Origin of the sequence: Demequina litoralis (assembly GCF_030418455.1) — a bacterium.
Taxonomy (GTDB): domain Bacteria; phylum Actinomycetota; class Actinomycetes; order Actinomycetales; family Demequinaceae; genus Demequina; species Demequina litoralis.
In genome coordinates this window covers 1-16,637 of the sequence record NZ_JAUHPW010000012.1, presented here as the reverse complement: position 1 = coordinate 16,637, position 16,637 = coordinate 1, and the positions used below count along the sequence as shown (strand labels likewise).

The window sequence follows — 16,637 nt, the reverse complement described above, 5'->3', positions numbered from 1 at the left end:
CGCGGCGCACGCGGCAGGCGTCAGCCCTGCGCGAGCGTGGAGATGTCGATGACGTACCGGTAGCGCACGTCGCCCGCGACGACCTTCTCCCAGGCCTTGTTGATCTGGTCGGCCGCGATGACCTCGACCTCGGGCACGACGCCGTGCTCGGCACAGAAGTCGAGCATCTCCTGGGTCTCGCGGATGCCGCCGATGCTCGAACCCGCGAAGCGTCGCCGGTTGGTGAAGAGCGTGAACAGCGTGACCGAGGCAGGCTCGGGCGGGGCGCCCACGCTCACGAACGTGCCGTCGAGGGCAAGGAGCCCGAGGTAGTCGTCGAGGACCAGCGGCGCGCTGACCGTGTTGAGGATGAGGTCGAAGCTCCGCGCGAGCGTCGTGAACGTCGCGGGGTCGCTCGTCGCGTAGAAATGATCGGCGCCGAACGCGAGGCCGTCGTCGCGCTTGCGCAGGCTCTGCGAGAGGACGGTCACCTCGGCGCCCATCGCATGCGCGATCTTCACGGCGAGGTGGCCGAGGCCGCCCATCCCGACGACCGCCACGCGCATGCCCGGTCCCACGTTCCAGTGGCGCAGCGGCGAGAAGGTGGTGATACCAGCGCACAGCAGCGGAGCGACCTTGTCGAACGGAAGCGCATCGGGGATGCGCAGCACGAAGTCCTCGGCGACCACGACGTGGGTCGCGTACCCGCCCTGCGTCACGGTGCCATCCTCGTCGACGCCGGCGTAGGTGGCGACGAAGCCTCGCTCGCAGTACTGCTCCTGACCAGCACGGCAGTTGTCGCACTCGCGGCACGACCCGACCATGCATCCCACACCCACGCGGTCACCCACGGCATGGGACGTCACCTCGTCACCCACCGCGGTGACGATGCCGGCGATCTCGTGGCCGACGGCGAGCGGGTACTGCACCGGCCCCCAGTCGCCGCGCACGGTGTGGATGTCGGAGTGGCAGACGCCCGACCACACGATCTCGATGAGGACGTCCCGCGGGCCGGGATCGCGCCGGATGACGGTGCCCACGGTGAGCGGTCCCGTGGGGTCGGTGGCGACGATCGCCTTGACGGCAGGCATGGGGGCTCCTTCGGCTCGGCACGCGGCGCCTCCGCGGGATCGGGACGCCCGCCTCACAATACCGGTCAACGACTGGTCTGATCCACCGACCCGGATCGCGGCGCCCCGCTCGTCCCGCGCACCACGAGGGCCACGTCGCGGCCCTCGCCGATCACATCGACGTCGCGCGAGCGCGCGTCGCCCGCGAGGGCGGCGGCGATCGCGGTCGCGAGCGCGGGGAGGTCGACACGGACGGTCGTGAGCGTGGGAGACAGCCAGGCCCCGAGAGGCTCGTCATCGACGCCGACGACGGCGAGGTCGTGCGGCACGGACAGCCCGGCGCGCTCGGCGGCCGCACAGGTGATGGCGGCGAACAGGTCGTTGTAGCAGGCGACCGCGGTCACGGGATCCGGACCCCGCGTCCACTCGCGCAGCGACTCCGCGAGCACGTCCGCAGCCGCTGCACCGGCCTCGCCCATCACCGCCACCGGCGGCGCGGCGAGACCGTGGCGGCGCAGCGCATCCGCCGCGGACGCGCGGCGCGCGCGAGCGAAGACCTCGACGCGCGGCTCGTCGACGGTCACGACCCCGACGCGGCGATGCCCGAGCCCCGCGAGGTGGTCGACCTGGGCGGCACCGACGTGCGACTCGAGGTCCAGGAGCGCGTCGATCGCCGACAGCACGGGCACGCCCGAGCCGGCGGCCGTCGCGCGGTCCTCGTCGCCGAACGGCATGAGCTCGACGATCACGCGCGGTGTGAGGTCCCGCAGCACGTCGGCGAGCGCACTCCCCTCCCGCGCGGCCCACGTCACCAGGGACCGCCCCTGCGCGGCGACCACGGCGGTGAGCTCGTCGAGCAGCCGCCCCAGCGCGGTGCCGTGAGGCATGTCGTGGAGCACCGCGAGCACCACATCCGAGCGGCCGCGGCGCAAGGAGCTCGCCGCCGCGTTCGGCGTGTAGTTGAGGCGCGCGGCGGCCTCGAGGACACGCGCCACTGTCGACTCGGGGAACCGCACCCGATCGGACCCGTTGAGGACGTAGCTCACGGTCGACCGTGACACCCCGGCCGCGGCTGCCACGTCGGCGGCGGTCACCCTGTTCATTCCTGATCCCTCCATCGCGATCCCGTCGACGCCTCGACTTGACACCAATCATTGACTGGTTTAGCGTCCTTGGCAACGTCACTCACACGTGTGACTGTAGCCTCTACGGAGGCGGTTCAAAGAAGAACGGAGCAAGAGATGTCGGAGCTGACAGCTTCTCGCCGCACCCCCAACGAGTGGTGGGTGGGCATCGTCGCAGGTATGGCGTCCTATATCGACGCCGCGGCAATCGTGGCCAGCGGCATCGCCCTGGCGATCTACATGGGGACCATCGGGCTGTCGCCCGACCACTACGGCTACCTTCAGAGCGCGCTCGGCTTCTCGGTGGCGATCGGTGCCGTGGTCGGCGGGCGTCTGGGCGACACGTTCGGTCGCCGCAAGGTATTCCTCACCACGATGGCGATGATCATCGCCGGCACGGCGCTCGCGATCTTCGGCGCCACCTTCCCGGTGCTGCTCGTCGCCATCGTGCTCATCGGCCTGGGCGTCGGCGCGGACCTCCCCGTGTCGCTCGCGACCATCTCCGAGGCGGCCACGGACAAGAACCGGGGCAAGATCATCCTGCTGTCGAACCTGCTGTGGCTCGCCGGCATCATCTCGGTGATCGTCCTCGCCTCCTTCGCCGGTGACCTCGGCCGGATCAGCGGCCAGATCATGTTCGGCCTCGTCGGCGTCATGGCCGTGCTCGTCTTCATCGGCCGTGTGACCATCCCCGAGTCGACGACGTGGCTCGCCGCCCGCGACGAGCGTCGCGCGGGCGTCCAGACCGCCCGTGCGCAGAGCACCAGCGTCAAGGACCTTCTCACCGGCCCCTACGCCAAGCCGTTCATCGTGCTGCTCGCGTTCTACGGCCTCACCAACCTGTACATGAACACGAACGGCCAGTTCAACACGTTCATCGCCACGCAGATCGCCGGGTCGACCGTCGAGGAGTTCAACCGGTGGGCGCTCATCTCGATGGTGGTCGGCGGCCTCATCGGTCTCATCGCCATGCGCGTCATCGACACCAGGTACCGCATGCCGTTCTACGTCCTCGGCGGCGTCTTCCTGGTCGCTGCACCGCTCATCATGGTCGTTGGCGGCCTCACGCTCACCACCCTGGTCGCCTCGCTGTTCGTGTCGACCGTCGGCGGCGCGTTCGCGTTCGAGGGGATCATGAAGGTCTGGACGCAGGAGTCCTTCCCGACCATGCTGCGCTCCACCGCGCAGGGCAGCATCGTCGCCTTTGCCCGCCTCGCCGCCTCGGCGCTCGCGGCCTTCACCCCGGCGCTGCTGCTCAACAGCGGCCAGGCGTTCTACGGCGTGCTCGCCCTCGGCGTCGCCACGGGCCTGATCGTTGCGTACGTGTTCTTCTCGAAGAACACCGTGACCACCTTCGCCAGCGAGGGCGAGGTCGCCGTCGACGGCGCCACCGCCCCGGTTCCCGCCCTCCAGGAGTCCTGATCGCATGACCCGCACGACGCCCTCCCCCGCTCTCACCCACCTCCGGGTGGACCACCTCGACTCGCCGCTCGCCCTGTCCCGGAACTCACCGGGCTTCGCGTGGAGGATCGAGGCGGGAGCGAGGGAGGGCGTCGCGCAATCCAGCTACCGCATCGTCCTCACCGACCTCGACGGCGCCGTCGCCGCGGACACCGGCACGGTCGCGTCCGACGCCTGCGTCGCCGTCGAGGTCCCAGGCTTCGCGGGCCGCCGCGGCGCCGCCTACTCCTGGTCCGTCGAGGCCACCCTCACGGACGGCACCGTCCTGACCGCCGCATCGTCCTTCGGCATCGCCCACGACGGATGGAAGGCTCCGTGGATCGAGCCCGCGCAGGAGCGCGTGGTGGCCGAGGGCCCCACCAACCCCCGCCCCGACCTGGTGGCCGCCTCCGTCGAGAAGGTCGCAGGCGTCCCCCTCGCCGAGCGCCTGCACCCGCCGCGCCGCCTGCGCCACGCTTTCACTCTTCCCCGCGCGCCGCGGCGCGCGATCCTCCGCATCACTTCCCAGGGCATCCACCAGGCCTCGCTCAACGGCGCGCGCGTGGACGATGCGCTGTTCGGCCCGGGCTACGAGAGCTACGAGCTGTCGATGCCCGTGGTGTCGCACGACGTCACGGCGCTGCTGCGGGAGGGCGACAACGTCCTGGGCGTCGAGCTGGCCGATGGTTGGTGGGCGGGACGCATCTCGTTCCTCGGCCGCAGCGCCCAGTACGGCGACACGCTTCGCGCGAGCTGGCAGCTCGAGCTCGAGCACGCCGACGGCACCAACACCACCCTGATCCCCGACGCCGCCGAGGTCGCCTCCGCGCGCGGCCCGATCGACTGGTCCGACCTCTTCATCGGCGAGCGCCGGGACGCGCGCCTCGACGAGCCTGGCTGGGACGCCCCCGGCTTCTCCCCCGCCGTCGCCGACGCCTGGACGCCCTGCACGGCGGTCGCCTTCGACTCCCCGATCCACCCGTTCCACGGCGAGCCCGTCCGCCGCGCCATGGAGGTCCCCGCCCAGCGCGTGTGGACCGCGCCGAACGGCGACCTGCTCGTCGACTTCGGCCAGGTGCTCGCCGGCCGCGTCCGGTTCCGCGTCGAGGGCGAGCGCGGCACCACGGTGCGGCTCGAGCACGCCGAGGTGCTCGGCCCCGACGGCAACCTGGTGCTCAACGTCACCGGCTTCGCCAAGGACCAGGCCGACGAGTACGTGCTCGCCGGCGTCCCCGGCGGCGAGTCATGGGAGCCCGACTACACGTTCCACGGCTTCCGCTACGTCCGGCTGATCGGCTGGCCCGGCACGCCGGCGCCCGCGGACCTCACGGCCGTGGTGATCGCGAGCGACCTCGAGCAGACCGCAGCGCTGGAGACCTCGGACCCCCGGCTGGACCAGCTGTTCCGCAACACGGTGTGGTCGCAGCGCTCGAACTTCCTCGCGGTGCCCACCGACTGCCCGCAGCGCGAGCGCGCGGGCTACACGGGCGACCTCCAGATCTTCGCCGAGACGGCCTCGACGCTCATGGGCGTCGCCGCCTTCCTCGAGCGGTGGCTCGCCGACGTGCGCCGCGACCAGGACCGCCGCGACGGCGGCGTGTCCGCCATCGTCCCCGAGCCCCCGGCCATGGGCGGCGACTTCGGCGCCGGCACCATCTTCGGCGAGATCCGCACCCCCGCCGGCTGGGCCGACGCGATCACGATCGCCCCGTGGGCCCTCTACCGCCACTACGGCGACCCCCGCTTCCTCGCCGACAACCTCGACGCGATGCGCACGTGGGTCGAGTTCCAGACCGCGCAGGCCGCGTCGATCCAGCCCGCCTGGCTCGCGGACGCAGCCCCCACCCCCGAGCGCGAGGCGCGCCACGCACTGCTGTGGAACGGCTCGCTCCACTTCGGCGACTGGCTCACCCCGTCCACCATGGTGGGCTTCGACGAGCACCCCGGCGACGCGATCCTCCGCGCACCCGTGCAGACCTCGGAGATCGTCGGCCCCGTCTTCCAGGTGTGCTCGCTGCAGCTGCTCGCGCGCGCCGAGGCCGAGCTGGGCAACCACGAGCGTGCCGCCGCGCTCGAGGCGCGTCTCGCCGCGGTGCGTGCGGCCTTCGCCGCGGAGTACATCGGGCCCGACGGCGAGATGACGCCCGATCTCCAGGGCATGTACGTGCTCGCGCTCGCCTTCGACATGGCGCCCGAGGCGCTGCGTCCGCGGTTGGTCGAGCGGCTCGTGACCCTCGTCCACGGGGCTGGCGACCACCTCGACACCGGCTTCCTGTCCGTCCCCTACCTGCTCGACGTGCTGTGGGACCACGGCGAGCGCGACCTCGCGCGCCGCCTGCTGGTCCAGGACACCGTCCCCTCGTGGCTCTACGAGGTGGAGATGGGCGCGACCACCATCTGGGAGGCATGGCGCGCGGTCCACGAGGACGGCACGGTCGAGGAGATGTCCATGAACCACTACGCCTTCGGGTGCGTGGTCGACTGGATCATCCGCCGCCAGGCCGGCATCGAGCTGATCGCGCCCGGCTACCGGCGCTCACGCATCGCCCCCGACCTCGACGGCGACCTCACCCGCTCGCGCGCGCACGTCGACACCCCGTACGGCCGCCTCGCGGTCGCGTGGGAGAGGGACGATGCGCGGTCCACCGTGACCGTCGAGGTCCCGGTGGGGGTCACGGCCGAGGTCGAGCTCCCCCCGACGTGGCGCACCGACGCGCCCACCGCCCTGCGGCACGGCACGCATGTGCTCACCGCCACCCACGCATAAGGAGAGTCATGAACGTCGACATCCGCGACATCACCGTCCCCGGACCCCACGGCGAGGTGCCGTTGCGCCTGTACGTCCCCGAGACCCCGAACGGTGACGCGCTGCTGTGGATCCACGGCGGCGGCTTCATGATCGGCGACCTCGACATGCCCGAGGCGCACGAGGCGAGCCTCGCGCTCGCCGCGACCGGCCTCACCGTCGCATCCGTGGGCTACCGCCTCGCGGTGGACGGCGTCCTCTTCCCCGTGCCCGGCGACGACGTCGACGCCGCCTGGAGGTGGGCCACCGAGGACGATGCGCTAGGCGTCCCCGCGGCGCGCTGGCACATCGGCGGCGCGAGCGCGGGCGGCAACCTCGCCGCGGCGGCGTCGCTCCGCATCCGCGACACCGGGCTGCCCGTCGCGGCGTCCATGCTGCTCATCTACCCCGTGCTGCACGACGAGCTGCCGAAGCCGTCGGCCGAGCTCGCGGCGAGGCTCGCCGAGCTGCCGGAGGAGGCGCGCTTCCCCGTCGACCGCTGCGTCGAGCTGAACCTCAACTACGTGGGCGAGCCCGAGCTGCTCCACCACCCGTACGCGTTCCCCGCCCATGGCGATCTCTCCGGCCTGCCGTCCGCGCTCGTGCTCAACGCCGACGTCGACGACCTCCGCCCGTCCGGCGAGGCCTTCGCCGCGGACCTCGCGGCCGCCGGGGTGGACGTCACCGTCGCGCACGAGCCGGGCACGTGGCACGGCTACCTCAACGAGTTCGACCAGCCGGGCGCGGCCCGCACCGTGGACCGCATGTCCGCGTGGATCGCCGCGCACGCGCCGGCCGCAGTCCCCACCAGCCCCGCGGTCGCCTGACCGCTCCCCTCATCCGCCAGGAGAACCATGTCCGCCACAAGCATCGTCGGCCACCGCTTCCTCTACACCTACGACAACGGGTGGACGTACGAGCTGTACGTCAAGAACGCCACCACCATCGACTACCGCATCCACTCCGGCATGGTCGGCGGACGCTGGGTCAAGGACCAGACGGTCGACCTCACCGAGATCGCCCCGGGCGTGCACAAGATCTCCTGGACCGAGCCCACCGGCACCTCCGTCGTGGTCACGTTCGTCCCCGATGCCGGCTCGATCCACGGCACGATCTTCTTCCCACGCTGGGTCCACGAGCACCCCGAACGCACCGTGCTGTTCCAGAACGACCACATAGACCAGATGCTCGCGTACCGCGCCGAGGGCCCCATCTACCCCCTGCACGTGGTGGTCGAGGGCGCGACGATCCTGCGCATCGACGAGGTCGGCGCCGACGACGACTCCGTGATCGCGTGCGCCCCGTCCGAGCTCCCCGCGGACTTCCTCGCGGATCCGGTGCCCGCCTGACGCCGCGCATCCGACCTAGGATCCAAGCATGAACGAGGTCCCGCAGCACGGCACAGGCCCGACGGTGCGGGACCTCGTCGCGCATCTCGACACAGGCGCGGTGCTCACGGCCGGATCGCCGCTCCACGAGGTCATGCACCACGCGGCGCAGCACGCGCTGCGCGTCACCGCCGAGCTCAACTCGGGGTACCGCACGCCGGACGAGGTGCGCGACCTGCTCGCCGACCTGACCGGCGAACCCGTGGAGGCGAGCGTGACGCTCTTCCCGCCCTTCCACTGCGAGTTCGGCCGCAACCTCCACCTCGGCGCGCGGGTGTTCATCAACATGGGCTGCCGCTTCCAGGACGCCGGCGGCATCACCATCGGCGACGACACCCTGATCGGCCACGGCACGACCCTCACGACGCTCAACCACGCCGAGGACCCGGCGCGTCGCGGCGACATGATCCCCGCGCCGGTGACCATCGGCCGCAAGGTCTGGATCGGGGCCTCCGTCACCGTGGTGCCCGGCGTCACCATCGGCGACGGCGCGATCGTGGGCGCCGGTGCCGTGGTCACCCGCGACGTGCCGCCGGACACGATCGTCGCGGGCGTGCCAGCACGGGTGATCCGCGCGACCGGCTACCGCGCGTAGCCGGTCCTCACGCGGACGCGAGCGCGCGCACCTCGCGCGCGATCGCGACCGCGCGAGGGTCCGCTCCCCCGGGGTACTGCATCGGTACCGGGATGTAGCCGAACGCGACGCCGGTCTCGGGATCCGCGAAGGCGAGGGCGCCGCCACCGCCGTCGTGGCCGAACGCCCGGTGGCTGCCGAAGGGCTGACGGGGCTGCGGCACCATGAACACCGTGCCGAACGCGTTGGGCACGCCGAGCGTGCGGTCGATGCCCCACGAGCGCATCTGCCGCATCGCGGCGAAGGTCTCCTGCGAGGCGATGGGTCGCTCCGCTCCGGGCAGCGCATCCGAGTAGAGGCGCGCGAGGCCGCGCGCGGAGCCCACGCCGCCGATCCCGGCGGGGCCGGCGCGGCGCACGTCGGGGTTGTTGGTGCTGACCCCCGACTCCGACCACTCGTCCCCCGCCTCGAAGTTGGCGAACATGCGCGTGAGGACGGGATCGCCCTGGGGGCGGCTCGCGAGCTCGGCCGCCTGCTCCTCCGTGGGCCGCATGGGGCGCACATCGACGTAGCGGTGGTCCTCGGAGGCGGGGAGCCCGATGAAGAAATCCGCGTCGCGCGGCGCGCGGATCTCCGCCTCGTGCGCGTCGCGCAGCTCGCGCCCCTCGACGCGTCGCACCAGCTCCTCGATCAGGATGCCGATGGTGATGCCGTGGTACCCGAAGGCGGTCCCCGGCACCCACAGCGGCAGCTGGGCGGCGAGCCGCGCCGCTGCCGGCGCCGAGGAGGTCAGCTCGTCGAGGGGCACGACGTCGTCGAGGATCGGCAGGCCCGCGCGGTGCGACAGGAGGTCCCCGACGGTCACGCGGTCCTTGCCCGCATCGGCGAACTCGGGCCAGTGCTCGGCCACCGGGGCGTCGAGCGCCAGCGCGCGGGAGTCGAGCAGGCGCGCGATGGTGAGCGCGGCGATGCCCTTCGTGGCGGAGTAGACGCCCGTGACCGAGTCGTGGTCGAGCGACTCGCCGCCGACCAGGTCGATCACGCGCTCGCCGCGGACGTGGACGCACAGCTGGGCGCTGAGCGACGGGTCCCGAACGAGGAAGCCGTCGAGCATCTCGCGGATCGGGGCGAAGCGCGGGTCGACGTGCCCGTGCATCCGGGTGGCGCTCATGCGGTGGTCTCCTCATCGGTGTCGCGGAGCGCCGCCAGGCGCCCGGTGCGGGCTACCCGAGCGAAGGCGTGGGCGCTCGGCTTGGGGGTGCGGGTGAAGCCATGCGCGCGATCCACCGCGATCAGGCCGAACAGGGGCCGGTAGCCCTCGGACCACTCGAAGTTGTCGAAGGCGGACCAGTGCAGGTAGCCCCGCACGTCGAGGCCCTCCCCGATCACCCGGGCGACGGCGCCCAGGTGGGACTCGAGGTAGTCGACGCGCTCCTCGTCGTCGGCCGTGGCGATCCCGTTCTCGGTGACGTACAGCGGCAGCCCCGTCGCGGAGGCCCGGCGCAGCATCGCCGCGAGGCCCTCCGGGTGGACCGCCCAGCCCATCTGGGTGACGGGCGTGCCGGGCGGCGGCGGGGCGAAGTACGTCGGCAGGACGGGGTCGACCCAGTTCTTGCGGTAGTACTGCACGCCGAGCCAGTCCCCGCCGTCCCCGGGACGGAGGCCGTCGAGGTACAGGTCCACGATCTCCGCGGTCATCTCGTCGCAGAACGCCCGCGTCACCGCATCGTCCCGGGCGGGCGCGAGCAGGGGCAGCTGGACCACGAGCCCGACCGGTGCGTCCGAGGCCGCATGCACCTCGCGCACCGCACGGTGATGCGCCTCGAGCAGGGTGCGGCCCACGCGCTTCCAGAGGGTGGGGTTCGTGACGCCCGGCGGGTGGTACCCCTCGAGGTAGCCGTGGAGCGCCACCATCTGCGGCTCGTTGACCGTGCAGACCATGTCCGCCACGTCGCCGAGCGCCCGCATCACCACCGCGCAGTAGCGCGCGAACAGGTCGAGAGCGTCGTGCGCCGTCCAGCCGCCGCGCTCGGCGAACCACCGCGGCAGCGTGAAGTGGTAAAGAGTCACGAACGAGGTGAGGCCACGCTCGCGCAGCGCGAGCAGGACCTCGCGGTAGTGCGAGAGCTCAAGCTGTGAGAACTCCCCCGGCGCCGGCTCGATGCGCGCCCATTCGACCGACAGCCGGTGGGCGTTGTGCCCCAGCGACGCGAGCAGGTCGAAGTCCTCGCGGAACCTGCGGCGGTGGTCGATCCCGTCGCCCGAGCTCTCGCGCGCCGCGGAGAACGCGGCGTGCTCGAAGGCCCACCAGTCGGAGTTGACGTTCTGGCCCTCGACCTGGTGCGCCGCGGTGGCCGCGCCCCAGAGGAAGCCCTCGGGGAAGTCGCGAGCGCTCATCCGGCCGGGGGCCACGCGACCGAGGCGCGGTGCGTGCCATGCCCGAGCTCCCGCTCGCCGTCGCCCATGTCGAGCAACGCCGTCGCGCCGACCGGCACCGTGACGTCCACCGCGAGCGTGCCGTCGGACAGCTCCCACGAGATCGACGCCTCGCCGTAGGGCGTGAGGTGGCGTGCCGCCGCGTGCGTGAGCGATCCGCCGGGACGCGGCGCGAACCGGATCCGGTGCCACCCGGGCTCGACCGCCTCGATGCCGGCGACCACGCGGTGCATCCAGTCCGCGATCGCGCCCAGCGCGTAGTGGTTGAACGAGGTCATGTCGCCGGCGTTGACGGTGCCGTCCGGCCGGAGGCTGTCCCAGCGCTCCCAGATGGTGGTGCCGCCGTTGAGCACGGCGTACAGCCACGAGGGGGCCTCCTGGCACTCGAGCATCCGGTACGCAGCCTCGAGGTGGCCCGAGCCGGACAGGGCGTCGGTGACGAGCGGCGTGCCCGCGAAGCCGGTCGACACCCGGCCGTCGGCCGCGTCGACGAGCTCCGCCATCCGCGCCGTCCCGCGCTCGCGCGTGGCCTCGTCGGGCCACAGCCCGAAGGCCTCGGTGAGCGCGTAGGCCGTCTGGCTGTCGTCCTGGACGCGGCCGTCGGGCGTGATGTACCGCGCCGCGTACGCCTCGGTCACCTCGTCCGCGAGCGCGTCGTAGCGCGCCGCATCGTCCGGGCGGTCCAGGTGCTCGGCCGTGCGCGCGAGGCGCCGCGCGGACCACGCGAAGTAGGCGGTCGCGACCAGGTAGCGGTCGGTCATCGCGCGCGTCGGGTCCTCCGGCGGCGCATTCGGGTCGAGCCAGTCGCCCAGCTGCTCGGTGCCGGCGCAGATCCGGTCCGGCCCCGCCCCCGCCTCCACCGAGGCGAGCCAGGCCTGCGCGCTCGCGTACTGGCGCTCGAGCAGGCCGCGGTCGCCCGTGCGCTCGAACAGCGCCAGGGGCGTGAGCAGCGCGACGTCGCCCCACACGGCCATCGGGTCGCGGGGCAGCTTGTCGAAGGGTGGGATCTCGAGGTAGGGCACGTACGGCGGCACCCAGTCGTACTCGATCTGCTCCGCCGCAAGGTCCTGGAGCCACGAGCCGAGCAGCCCGGTCACGTCGTAGAGGAACGATGCGGTGGGCGCGAAGGCCTGGATGTCGCCGGTCCAGCCCAGGCGCTCGTCGCGCTGCGGGCAGTCGGTGGGGATGTCGACGAAATTGCCGCGCAGGCTCCACACCACGTTCTCGTGCAGGCGGTCTACCAGCGGGTCCGAGGACTCGAACCAGCCGAGACGCTCCATGTCGGAGTGGATGACCTCGGAGACGACGTCGCCCGGCGCGAGGTCGCCCGGCCAGCCGGACACCTCGGCGTACCGGTAGCCGTGGATCGTGAACCGCGGCGTCCACTCGGTGGATCCGCCGGCGAGGGTGAGCTCGTCGGTGACCTCGGCGGTGCGCAGCGGCTCGGTGCACAGCTCGCCGTCGACGAGCACCTCGGCGTGGCGCAGCCGGATCAGCGTGCCCTCCGGGCCGTCCGCCCGGAGACGCAGCCTCCCGGAGTGGTTCTGGCCGAAGTCGAGGATGTACCGCCCCTCGCCCTTCGCCTCCACGGCGACGGGATCGAGGGTCTCGACCACCCGCAGCGGCGGGCCGGTCGGCGCGACCAGCGCGGCGCCCCCGTCGTCGCGGATGGTGACGGGCGCCCAGCCCTCCGCCGCGTAGCCCGGCAGGGTCCAGCCGTCGCCCTCCTCGCGGGCGTCGTACCGCTCGCCGTCGTAGAGGTCGCTCATCAGGATGGGACCCGGCCCGGCGGACCAGGAGTCGTCCGTCACGATGCGCGCGACGGTGCCGTCCTCGGCCTCCACCTCGAGCTGCACGATCGCGGCGAGCCGGTCGCCGTAGACGTCCTTGAGGCCGCCGCCGAAGCCCAGGCGTCCGCGCCACCATCCATCGCCGAGCCAGGCGCCGATCGCGTTGTCGCCCGCGCGCAGCAGGTCGGTGACGTCGAAGGTCGCGTAACGCAGGCGGTGGCGGTACGAGGTCCAGCCGGGGGTGAGGATCTCGTCGCCCACCCGCTGCCCGTTGATCTCGAGCTCGATGACGCCGTGCGCGGTGACGTAGGCGCGGGCCCGGCGGATCCCGGCCGGAAGGGCGAACTCCCGTCGAAGGCGCTCGGGTCGCCGATGCGGCCCGGCGCCCGGATCGCCGGCCGCGCCCACGGGTCGCGCGCTCCAGTCGTCGGCGCGCAGCAGGCCCACCTCGGCGACGGTCGCATCGCTCCACGCGCTCCACGCCCCCGCGTCGCGGACGCGCACGGCGACCTCGAACGCCTCGCGCGAGCGCAGGTCCTCGCCGGGCCAGGGGACCAGCACCTGATCGGGCCCCTCGAGCGCGATCACACCGGTGACGGGCGACTCCCCCGGCATCGTCCGGGACAGGCGCACCTCCACCTCGCGCTGAACGAAGCCGGGCTCCGCGCCCGCGATCTGCCAGGACAGGCGTGGCCTTGTCTCGCCGATGCCGATCCTCCCGGGCGCGTGGTGCTCGATGCGGACGCGCGTCACCTCAAGGGCCATGACTCTCCTTCGAATCCGGACTCACGGAGTCCCGTTCATTGAACGGTATTGCATGGCGCGCGGGAGGGCAAACGCCCTCGCGGGATGTCAGGACTCGAAGGCGGCGACGAGCGCGCGCATGCGCTCGGTCATGTCGACGCCCTCGGGATCCAGGAGCCACTGGATCTGGAGGCCGTCGGCCGCGGCCACCAGGAGCGAGGCGATCTCGCGGGCGGTGAGGCGGCTGATCATCTGCCCCTCGCGCTGCATGCGCTCGACGTCGGCGGCGATATCGTCGAGCACCCACGCGTAGCGGCCGCGGAAGAACTCGCGCGCCAGGCCCTCGGTGTGCGCGCTCTCGGCCGACATCACGACGTACAGCCCGACGAGCCCCGCCTGCGAGCTGTTCCGCTCGACGGCGTCGATCAGGCCGTGCACCGAGTGCACACCGCGCTCCTCGTTGCCCGACACGGACTGCTCGTCGCGACGCCGCAGCACCTCGAGGAAGAGCGACTCCTTGTTCGGGAAGTGGTGGAGCAGCCCCGCCTGGCTCAGCCCGACGGCCCTCGCGATCTCGCGCACGGACGTGCGGTCGTAGCCCTTGTCGACGAAGCACTCCAGCGCGGCGTCGAGGATCTCCTCGCGCTTCGCGAGCCCCTTTGCGTACGAACCCCTCGGCTGCATAAGCGCATCGTACAGACGACGGGCCCAATCATTGATTGGTTTTGCGTTACGATCGGGTCATCTGCCGAACAAGGAGGTTCACATGGCCACGGCGCACGAGCCGTTGATCGAGGCGGCGCTCTCCCGCCTCTCCGTCGAGGAGAAGGTCCTGCTCCTCACCGGCCGGGACAGCTGGTCGCTGCACGGCATCGAGTCCATCGGATTGCGACCCATGGTGATGTCGGACGGGCCGGCCGGCGTCCGGGGCGACACGTGGGACGAGCGCAGCCCCTCCGTGAACCTCCCCTCGCCGACGGCCATCGCCGCATCGTGGGACCCCGAGCTCGTCCGCGAGGTCGGCAACGGCCTGGGCGCCGAGGCTCGCCGCAAGAACGTCGACGTGGTGCTCGCCCCGACGATCAACATCCAACGCTCGCCCTACGGCGGCCGCCACTTCGAGGCCTTCAGCGAGGATCCGCTGCTCACCTCGACGATCGCGACCGCCTACGTGGCCGGCATCCAGGACCATGGGGTCGGCGCGACGGCCAAGCACTACGTCGCCAACGACGCCGAGACCGAGCGCTTCACCGCATCGTCCGACGTCGACGAGCGCACGCTCCGAGAGGTCTACCTCGCCGCGTTCGAGGGACCGGTCACCGAGGGCGGCGCCTGGCTCGTCATGAGCGCCTACAACGCGATCAACGGCACGACGGCGAGCGAGCACGAGCTGCTGCGCACGCCCCTCAAGGACGAGTGGGGCTTCGACGGCGTCGTGGTCTCCGACTGGACCGCCGTGCGGTCGCTCGACAGCGCGCGCGCCGCACAGGACCTCGCGATGCCCGGACCCGCGTCGCCCTGGGGAGACGCGCTCGTCGCCGCGGTGCGCCGCGGCGACATCGCCGAGGAGATCGTCGACGACAAGGTGAGGCGCATCCTGCGCCTGGCCACGAGGGTCGGCGCCCTCGAGGGCGCGCCGGAGCCCGCGCGGATCGCCGCGCCCGCGGCGGAGGCGACGGTGGCGACCGCCCGCGAGGCGTCCGAGGCCGGCATGGTCCTGCTGAGCAACGACGGCATCCTGCCGCTCGACACGCCGCGGTCCATCGCCGTGATCGGCGAGGGAGCGCGCGACGCCCGCACCCAGGGCGGAGGGAGCGCGACGGTGATCCCCGCGACCGTGTCGAGCCCGCTCGACGGGATCGCCGCGCGATGGCCGGAGGCCGCGGTGTCATGGTCGCGGGGCGCGGTCGTGCAGTCGGGCCTCGCGGACATCCCCGTCGACCGCCTCCGCACGCCGTCCGGCGAGCCGGGCATGCGCGTCCGCTACCTCGACGGGGACGGCGGCGTGCTCGACGAGGAGACGCGCACGGCCTCCCGCGTCGTGTCGTTCGACGCGGAGTCGAAGGCGCTGCGCGCCGCGACCGTCGAGCTCGCCTTCACCTACTCGCCCGAGGTTCCCGGCGACACGGTGCCGTTCGGCGTCGCGGGGCTCTCGGACTACCGCGTGCTCGTGAACGGCGCCGAGGCGGCGCGAGGCTCGCTCCGCACCCGCCCGGGGGACGACCCCGCGACGGCGGTACTCAACCCCCCGTTCGAGGAGATAGAGCTGCCCGCGAACGGCGGGCCCCTCGAGATCGTGGTCAAGATCACGCCGGTGGAGGGCGGCATCCCGGACTCGATCGCGCTCGGCGTCGGACTGCCCCCCGTGCGCGCCGCGGCACGCGAGCTCATCGCGGAGGCCGCCCGCGCGGCGGCCGCCGCCGACGTCGCGGTCGTCGTGGTGTCGACGTCCAGCGAGGTCGAGTCCGAGGGCTTCGACCGCACATCGCTCGCCCTGCCGGGCGCACAGGACGCGCTCGTCGCCGCGGTGACAGCCGCGAACCCGCGGACGGTGGTCGTGGTCAACTCGGGCTCTCCGGTCCTGCTCCCCTGGCGCGACTCCGCCGCCGCGGCCATCGCGGCATGGTTCCCGGGTCAGGAGTTCGGCACCGCGCTGGCGGCGGTGCTCGGCGGGGACGCGGAGCCGGGAGGCCGCCTCCCCGTGACCTGGCCCGCGGACGAGGCCTCGGTGCCGGTCGCGCAGGTCGCGCCCGTCGACGGCCACCTCGCGTACACCGAGGGCGTGCACGTGGGCCACCGCGCGTGGCTCCGGTCCGGGGCACGCCCCGCGTTCCCCTTCGGCCACGGCCTCGGCTACACCTCCTGGGAGGTGGACGAGGTGACCGTCGCAGGCGACGCCCTCGCGGGCGACGCCACCGCACGCGTGCGCGTGCGCAACACGGGCGACCGGCGCGGCAAGGTGGTGGTGCAGCTCTACCTCGAGGCCCCCGCCGACGCCGACGACATGCCCATGCGCTGGCACGCCGGCTTCGCCGTCGCGCGCCTCGACGGAGGCGAGGAGGCGCAGCTGTCCGTGCCGCTCCCGGCGCGCCGGTTCCAGCGCTGGCACGACGGCTGGTCCGCGGTGCCGGGCACCTTCCGGCTCCACGCCGGACTCAGCGCGGAGGACCTGCGGGCGGGCGCGGACGTCACCGTGCCGGTCGACGTCGTCGAGACCGTGTAGCGCTCGGTCGACGCGGGCCCAGGGGGCGGGGCCCCCCAGGGGGGGCCGCCCCCCATCCCCCGGTGGCCGCGCGGCCGGGGGGCG

At 72.7% G+C, this 16,637-nt stretch carries 12 protein-coding genes; 6 read left to right on the top strand and 6 right to left on the bottom strand.

The window, feature by feature from the left end; translation table 11 throughout:
• Nucleotides 1–20: 20 nt before the first annotated feature.
• Both QQX09_RS13205 and QQX09_RS13200 read right to left on the bottom strand, forming a co-directional pair.
• Nucleotides 21–1,070 carry an NAD(P)-dependent alcohol dehydrogenase gene (locus tag QQX09_RS13205; RefSeq protein WP_301135573.1) on the bottom strand — a complete coding sequence of 350 codons (1,050 nt, stop codon included), beginning with the start codon at nucleotides 1,068–1,070 and terminating at the stop codon, nucleotides 21–23.
• Between the two features lie 65 nt (nucleotides 1,071–1,135).
• Complete coding sequence (locus QQX09_RS13200; protein ID WP_301135571.1) at nucleotides 1,136–2,152, bottom strand: LacI family DNA-binding transcriptional regulator; 1,017 nt, start codon at nucleotides 2,150–2,152, stop codon at nucleotides 1,136–1,138.
• A gap of 138 nt (nucleotides 2,153–2,290) precedes the next feature.
• On the opposite strand from QQX09_RS13200, the gene QQX09_RS13195 reads away from it, so the two are divergent.
• From QQX09_RS13195 to QQX09_RS13175, 5 genes are read left to right on the top strand one after another with little or no spacing between them, the layout of a single operon-like run.
• Nucleotides 2,291–3,595 carry an MFS transporter gene (locus QQX09_RS13195; protein WP_301135570.1) on the top strand — a complete coding sequence of 435 codons (1,305 nt, stop codon included), beginning with the start codon at nucleotides 2,291–2,293 and terminating at the stop codon, nucleotides 3,593–3,595.
• Nucleotides 3,596–3,599: 4 nt separating this feature from the next.
• Nucleotides 3,600–6,380: an alpha-L-rhamnosidase gene (locus QQX09_RS13190; RefSeq protein WP_301135568.1), complete on the top strand. Its 2,781-nt coding sequence runs from the start codon at nucleotides 3,600–3,602 to the stop codon at nucleotides 6,378–6,380.
• An 8-nt stretch (nucleotides 6,381–6,388) separates the two neighbouring features.
• The gene (locus QQX09_RS13185) at nucleotides 6,389–7,225 is read left to right on the top strand and encodes an alpha/beta hydrolase fold domain-containing protein (RefSeq protein ID WP_301135565.1); all 837 of its coding nucleotides are present in this window, start codon (nucleotides 6,389–6,391) and stop codon (nucleotides 7,223–7,225) included.
• Between the two features lie 27 nt (nucleotides 7,226–7,252).
• On the top strand, nucleotides 7,253–7,747 hold the full coding sequence (locus tag QQX09_RS13180; protein ID WP_301135562.1) for a phenolic acid decarboxylase: 495 nt from the start codon (nucleotides 7,253–7,255) through the stop codon (nucleotides 7,745–7,747).
• A 28-nt stretch (nucleotides 7,748–7,775) separates the two neighbouring features.
• Entirely contained in the window at nucleotides 7,776–8,381 is a 606-nt protein-coding gene (locus tag QQX09_RS13175; RefSeq protein ID WP_301135560.1) for a sugar O-acetyltransferase, read from the top strand.
• Nucleotides 8,382–8,388: 7 nt separating this feature from the next.
• Here QQX09_RS13175 and QQX09_RS13170 read toward each other — a convergent pair whose 3' ends face one another.
• The 4 genes from QQX09_RS13170 to QQX09_RS13155 form a co-directional block, all read right to left on the bottom strand.
• Nucleotides 8,389–9,531 carry a serine hydrolase domain-containing protein gene (locus QQX09_RS13170; protein ID WP_301135558.1) on the bottom strand — a complete coding sequence of 381 codons (1,143 nt, stop codon included), beginning with the start codon at nucleotides 9,529–9,531 and terminating at the stop codon, nucleotides 8,389–8,391.
• The gene (locus QQX09_RS13165) at nucleotides 9,528–10,757 is read right to left on the bottom strand and encodes a glycoside hydrolase family 1 protein (RefSeq protein ID WP_301135557.1); all 1,230 of its coding nucleotides are present in this window, start codon (nucleotides 10,755–10,757) and stop codon (nucleotides 9,528–9,530) included. Before QQX09_RS13165 ends, QQX09_RS13170 begins: the two co-directional genes overlap by 4 nt.
• Nucleotides 10,754–13,351 (bottom strand): alpha-L-rhamnosidase, encoded by a 2,598-nt coding sequence (locus QQX09_RS13160; RefSeq protein WP_301135554.1) that lies wholly within the window; start codon nucleotides 13,349–13,351, stop codon nucleotides 10,754–10,756. The genes QQX09_RS13165 and QQX09_RS13160 overlap by 4 nt, the downstream gene beginning before the upstream one ends.
• Nucleotides 13,352–13,438: 87 nt before the next feature.
• Complete coding sequence (locus QQX09_RS13155; protein WP_301135552.1) at nucleotides 13,439–14,014, bottom strand: TetR/AcrR family transcriptional regulator; 576 nt, start codon at nucleotides 14,012–14,014, stop codon at nucleotides 13,439–13,441.
• A gap of 82 nt (nucleotides 14,015–14,096) precedes the next feature.
• On the opposite strand from QQX09_RS13155, the gene QQX09_RS13150 reads away from it, so the two are divergent.
• A complete protein-coding gene (locus QQX09_RS13150) occupies nucleotides 14,097–16,553 on the top strand; it encodes a beta-glucosidase (RefSeq protein WP_301135549.1) in 2,457 nt (818 codons plus the stop codon).
• Nucleotides 16,554–16,637: the final 84 nt, after the last annotated feature.

What these genes read in the sequence shown, in the direction of transcription:
- QQX09_RS13205 (WP_301135573.1), bottom strand. Translation starts at nt 1,070, where the DNA reads ATGCCTGCCGTCAAGGCGATCGTCGCCACCGACCCCACGGGACCGCTC.
- QQX09_RS13195 (WP_301135570.1), top strand. Translation starts at nt 2,291, where the DNA reads ATGTCGGAGCTGACAGCTTCTCGCCGCACCCCCAACGAGTGGTGGGTG.
- QQX09_RS13155 (WP_301135552.1), bottom strand. Translation starts at nt 14,014, where the DNA reads ATGCAGCCGAGGGGTTCGTACGCAAAGGGGCTCGCGAAGCGCGAGGAG.
- QQX09_RS13200 (WP_301135571.1), bottom strand. Translation starts at nt 2,152, where the DNA reads ATGAACAGGGTGACCGCCGCCGACGTGGCAGCCGCGGCCGGGGTGTCA.
- QQX09_RS13165 (WP_301135557.1), bottom strand. Translation starts at nt 10,757, where the DNA reads ATGAGCGCTCGCGACTTCCCCGAGGGCTTCCTCTGGGGCGCGGCCACC.
- QQX09_RS13170 (WP_301135558.1), bottom strand. Translation starts at nt 9,531, where the DNA reads ATGAGCGCCACCCGGATGCACGGGCACGTCGACCCGCGCTTCGCCCCG.
- QQX09_RS13185 (WP_301135565.1), top strand. Translation starts at nt 6,389, where the DNA reads ATGAACGTCGACATCCGCGACATCACCGTCCCCGGACCCCACGGCGAG.
- QQX09_RS13190 (WP_301135568.1), top strand. Translation starts at nt 3,600, where the DNA reads ATGACCCGCACGACGCCCTCCCCCGCTCTCACCCACCTCCGGGTGGAC.
- QQX09_RS13180 (WP_301135562.1), top strand. Translation starts at nt 7,253, where the DNA reads ATGTCCGCCACAAGCATCGTCGGCCACCGCTTCCTCTACACCTACGAC.
- QQX09_RS13175 (WP_301135560.1), top strand. Translation starts at nt 7,776, where the DNA reads ATGAACGAGGTCCCGCAGCACGGCACAGGCCCGACGGTGCGGGACCTC.
- QQX09_RS13160 (WP_301135554.1), bottom strand. Translation starts at nt 13,351, where the DNA reads ATGGCCCTTGAGGTGACGCGCGTCCGCATCGAGCACCACGCGCCCGGG.
- QQX09_RS13150 (WP_301135549.1), top strand. Translation starts at nt 14,097, where the DNA reads ATGGCCACGGCGCACGAGCCGTTGATCGAGGCGGCGCTCTCCCGCCTC.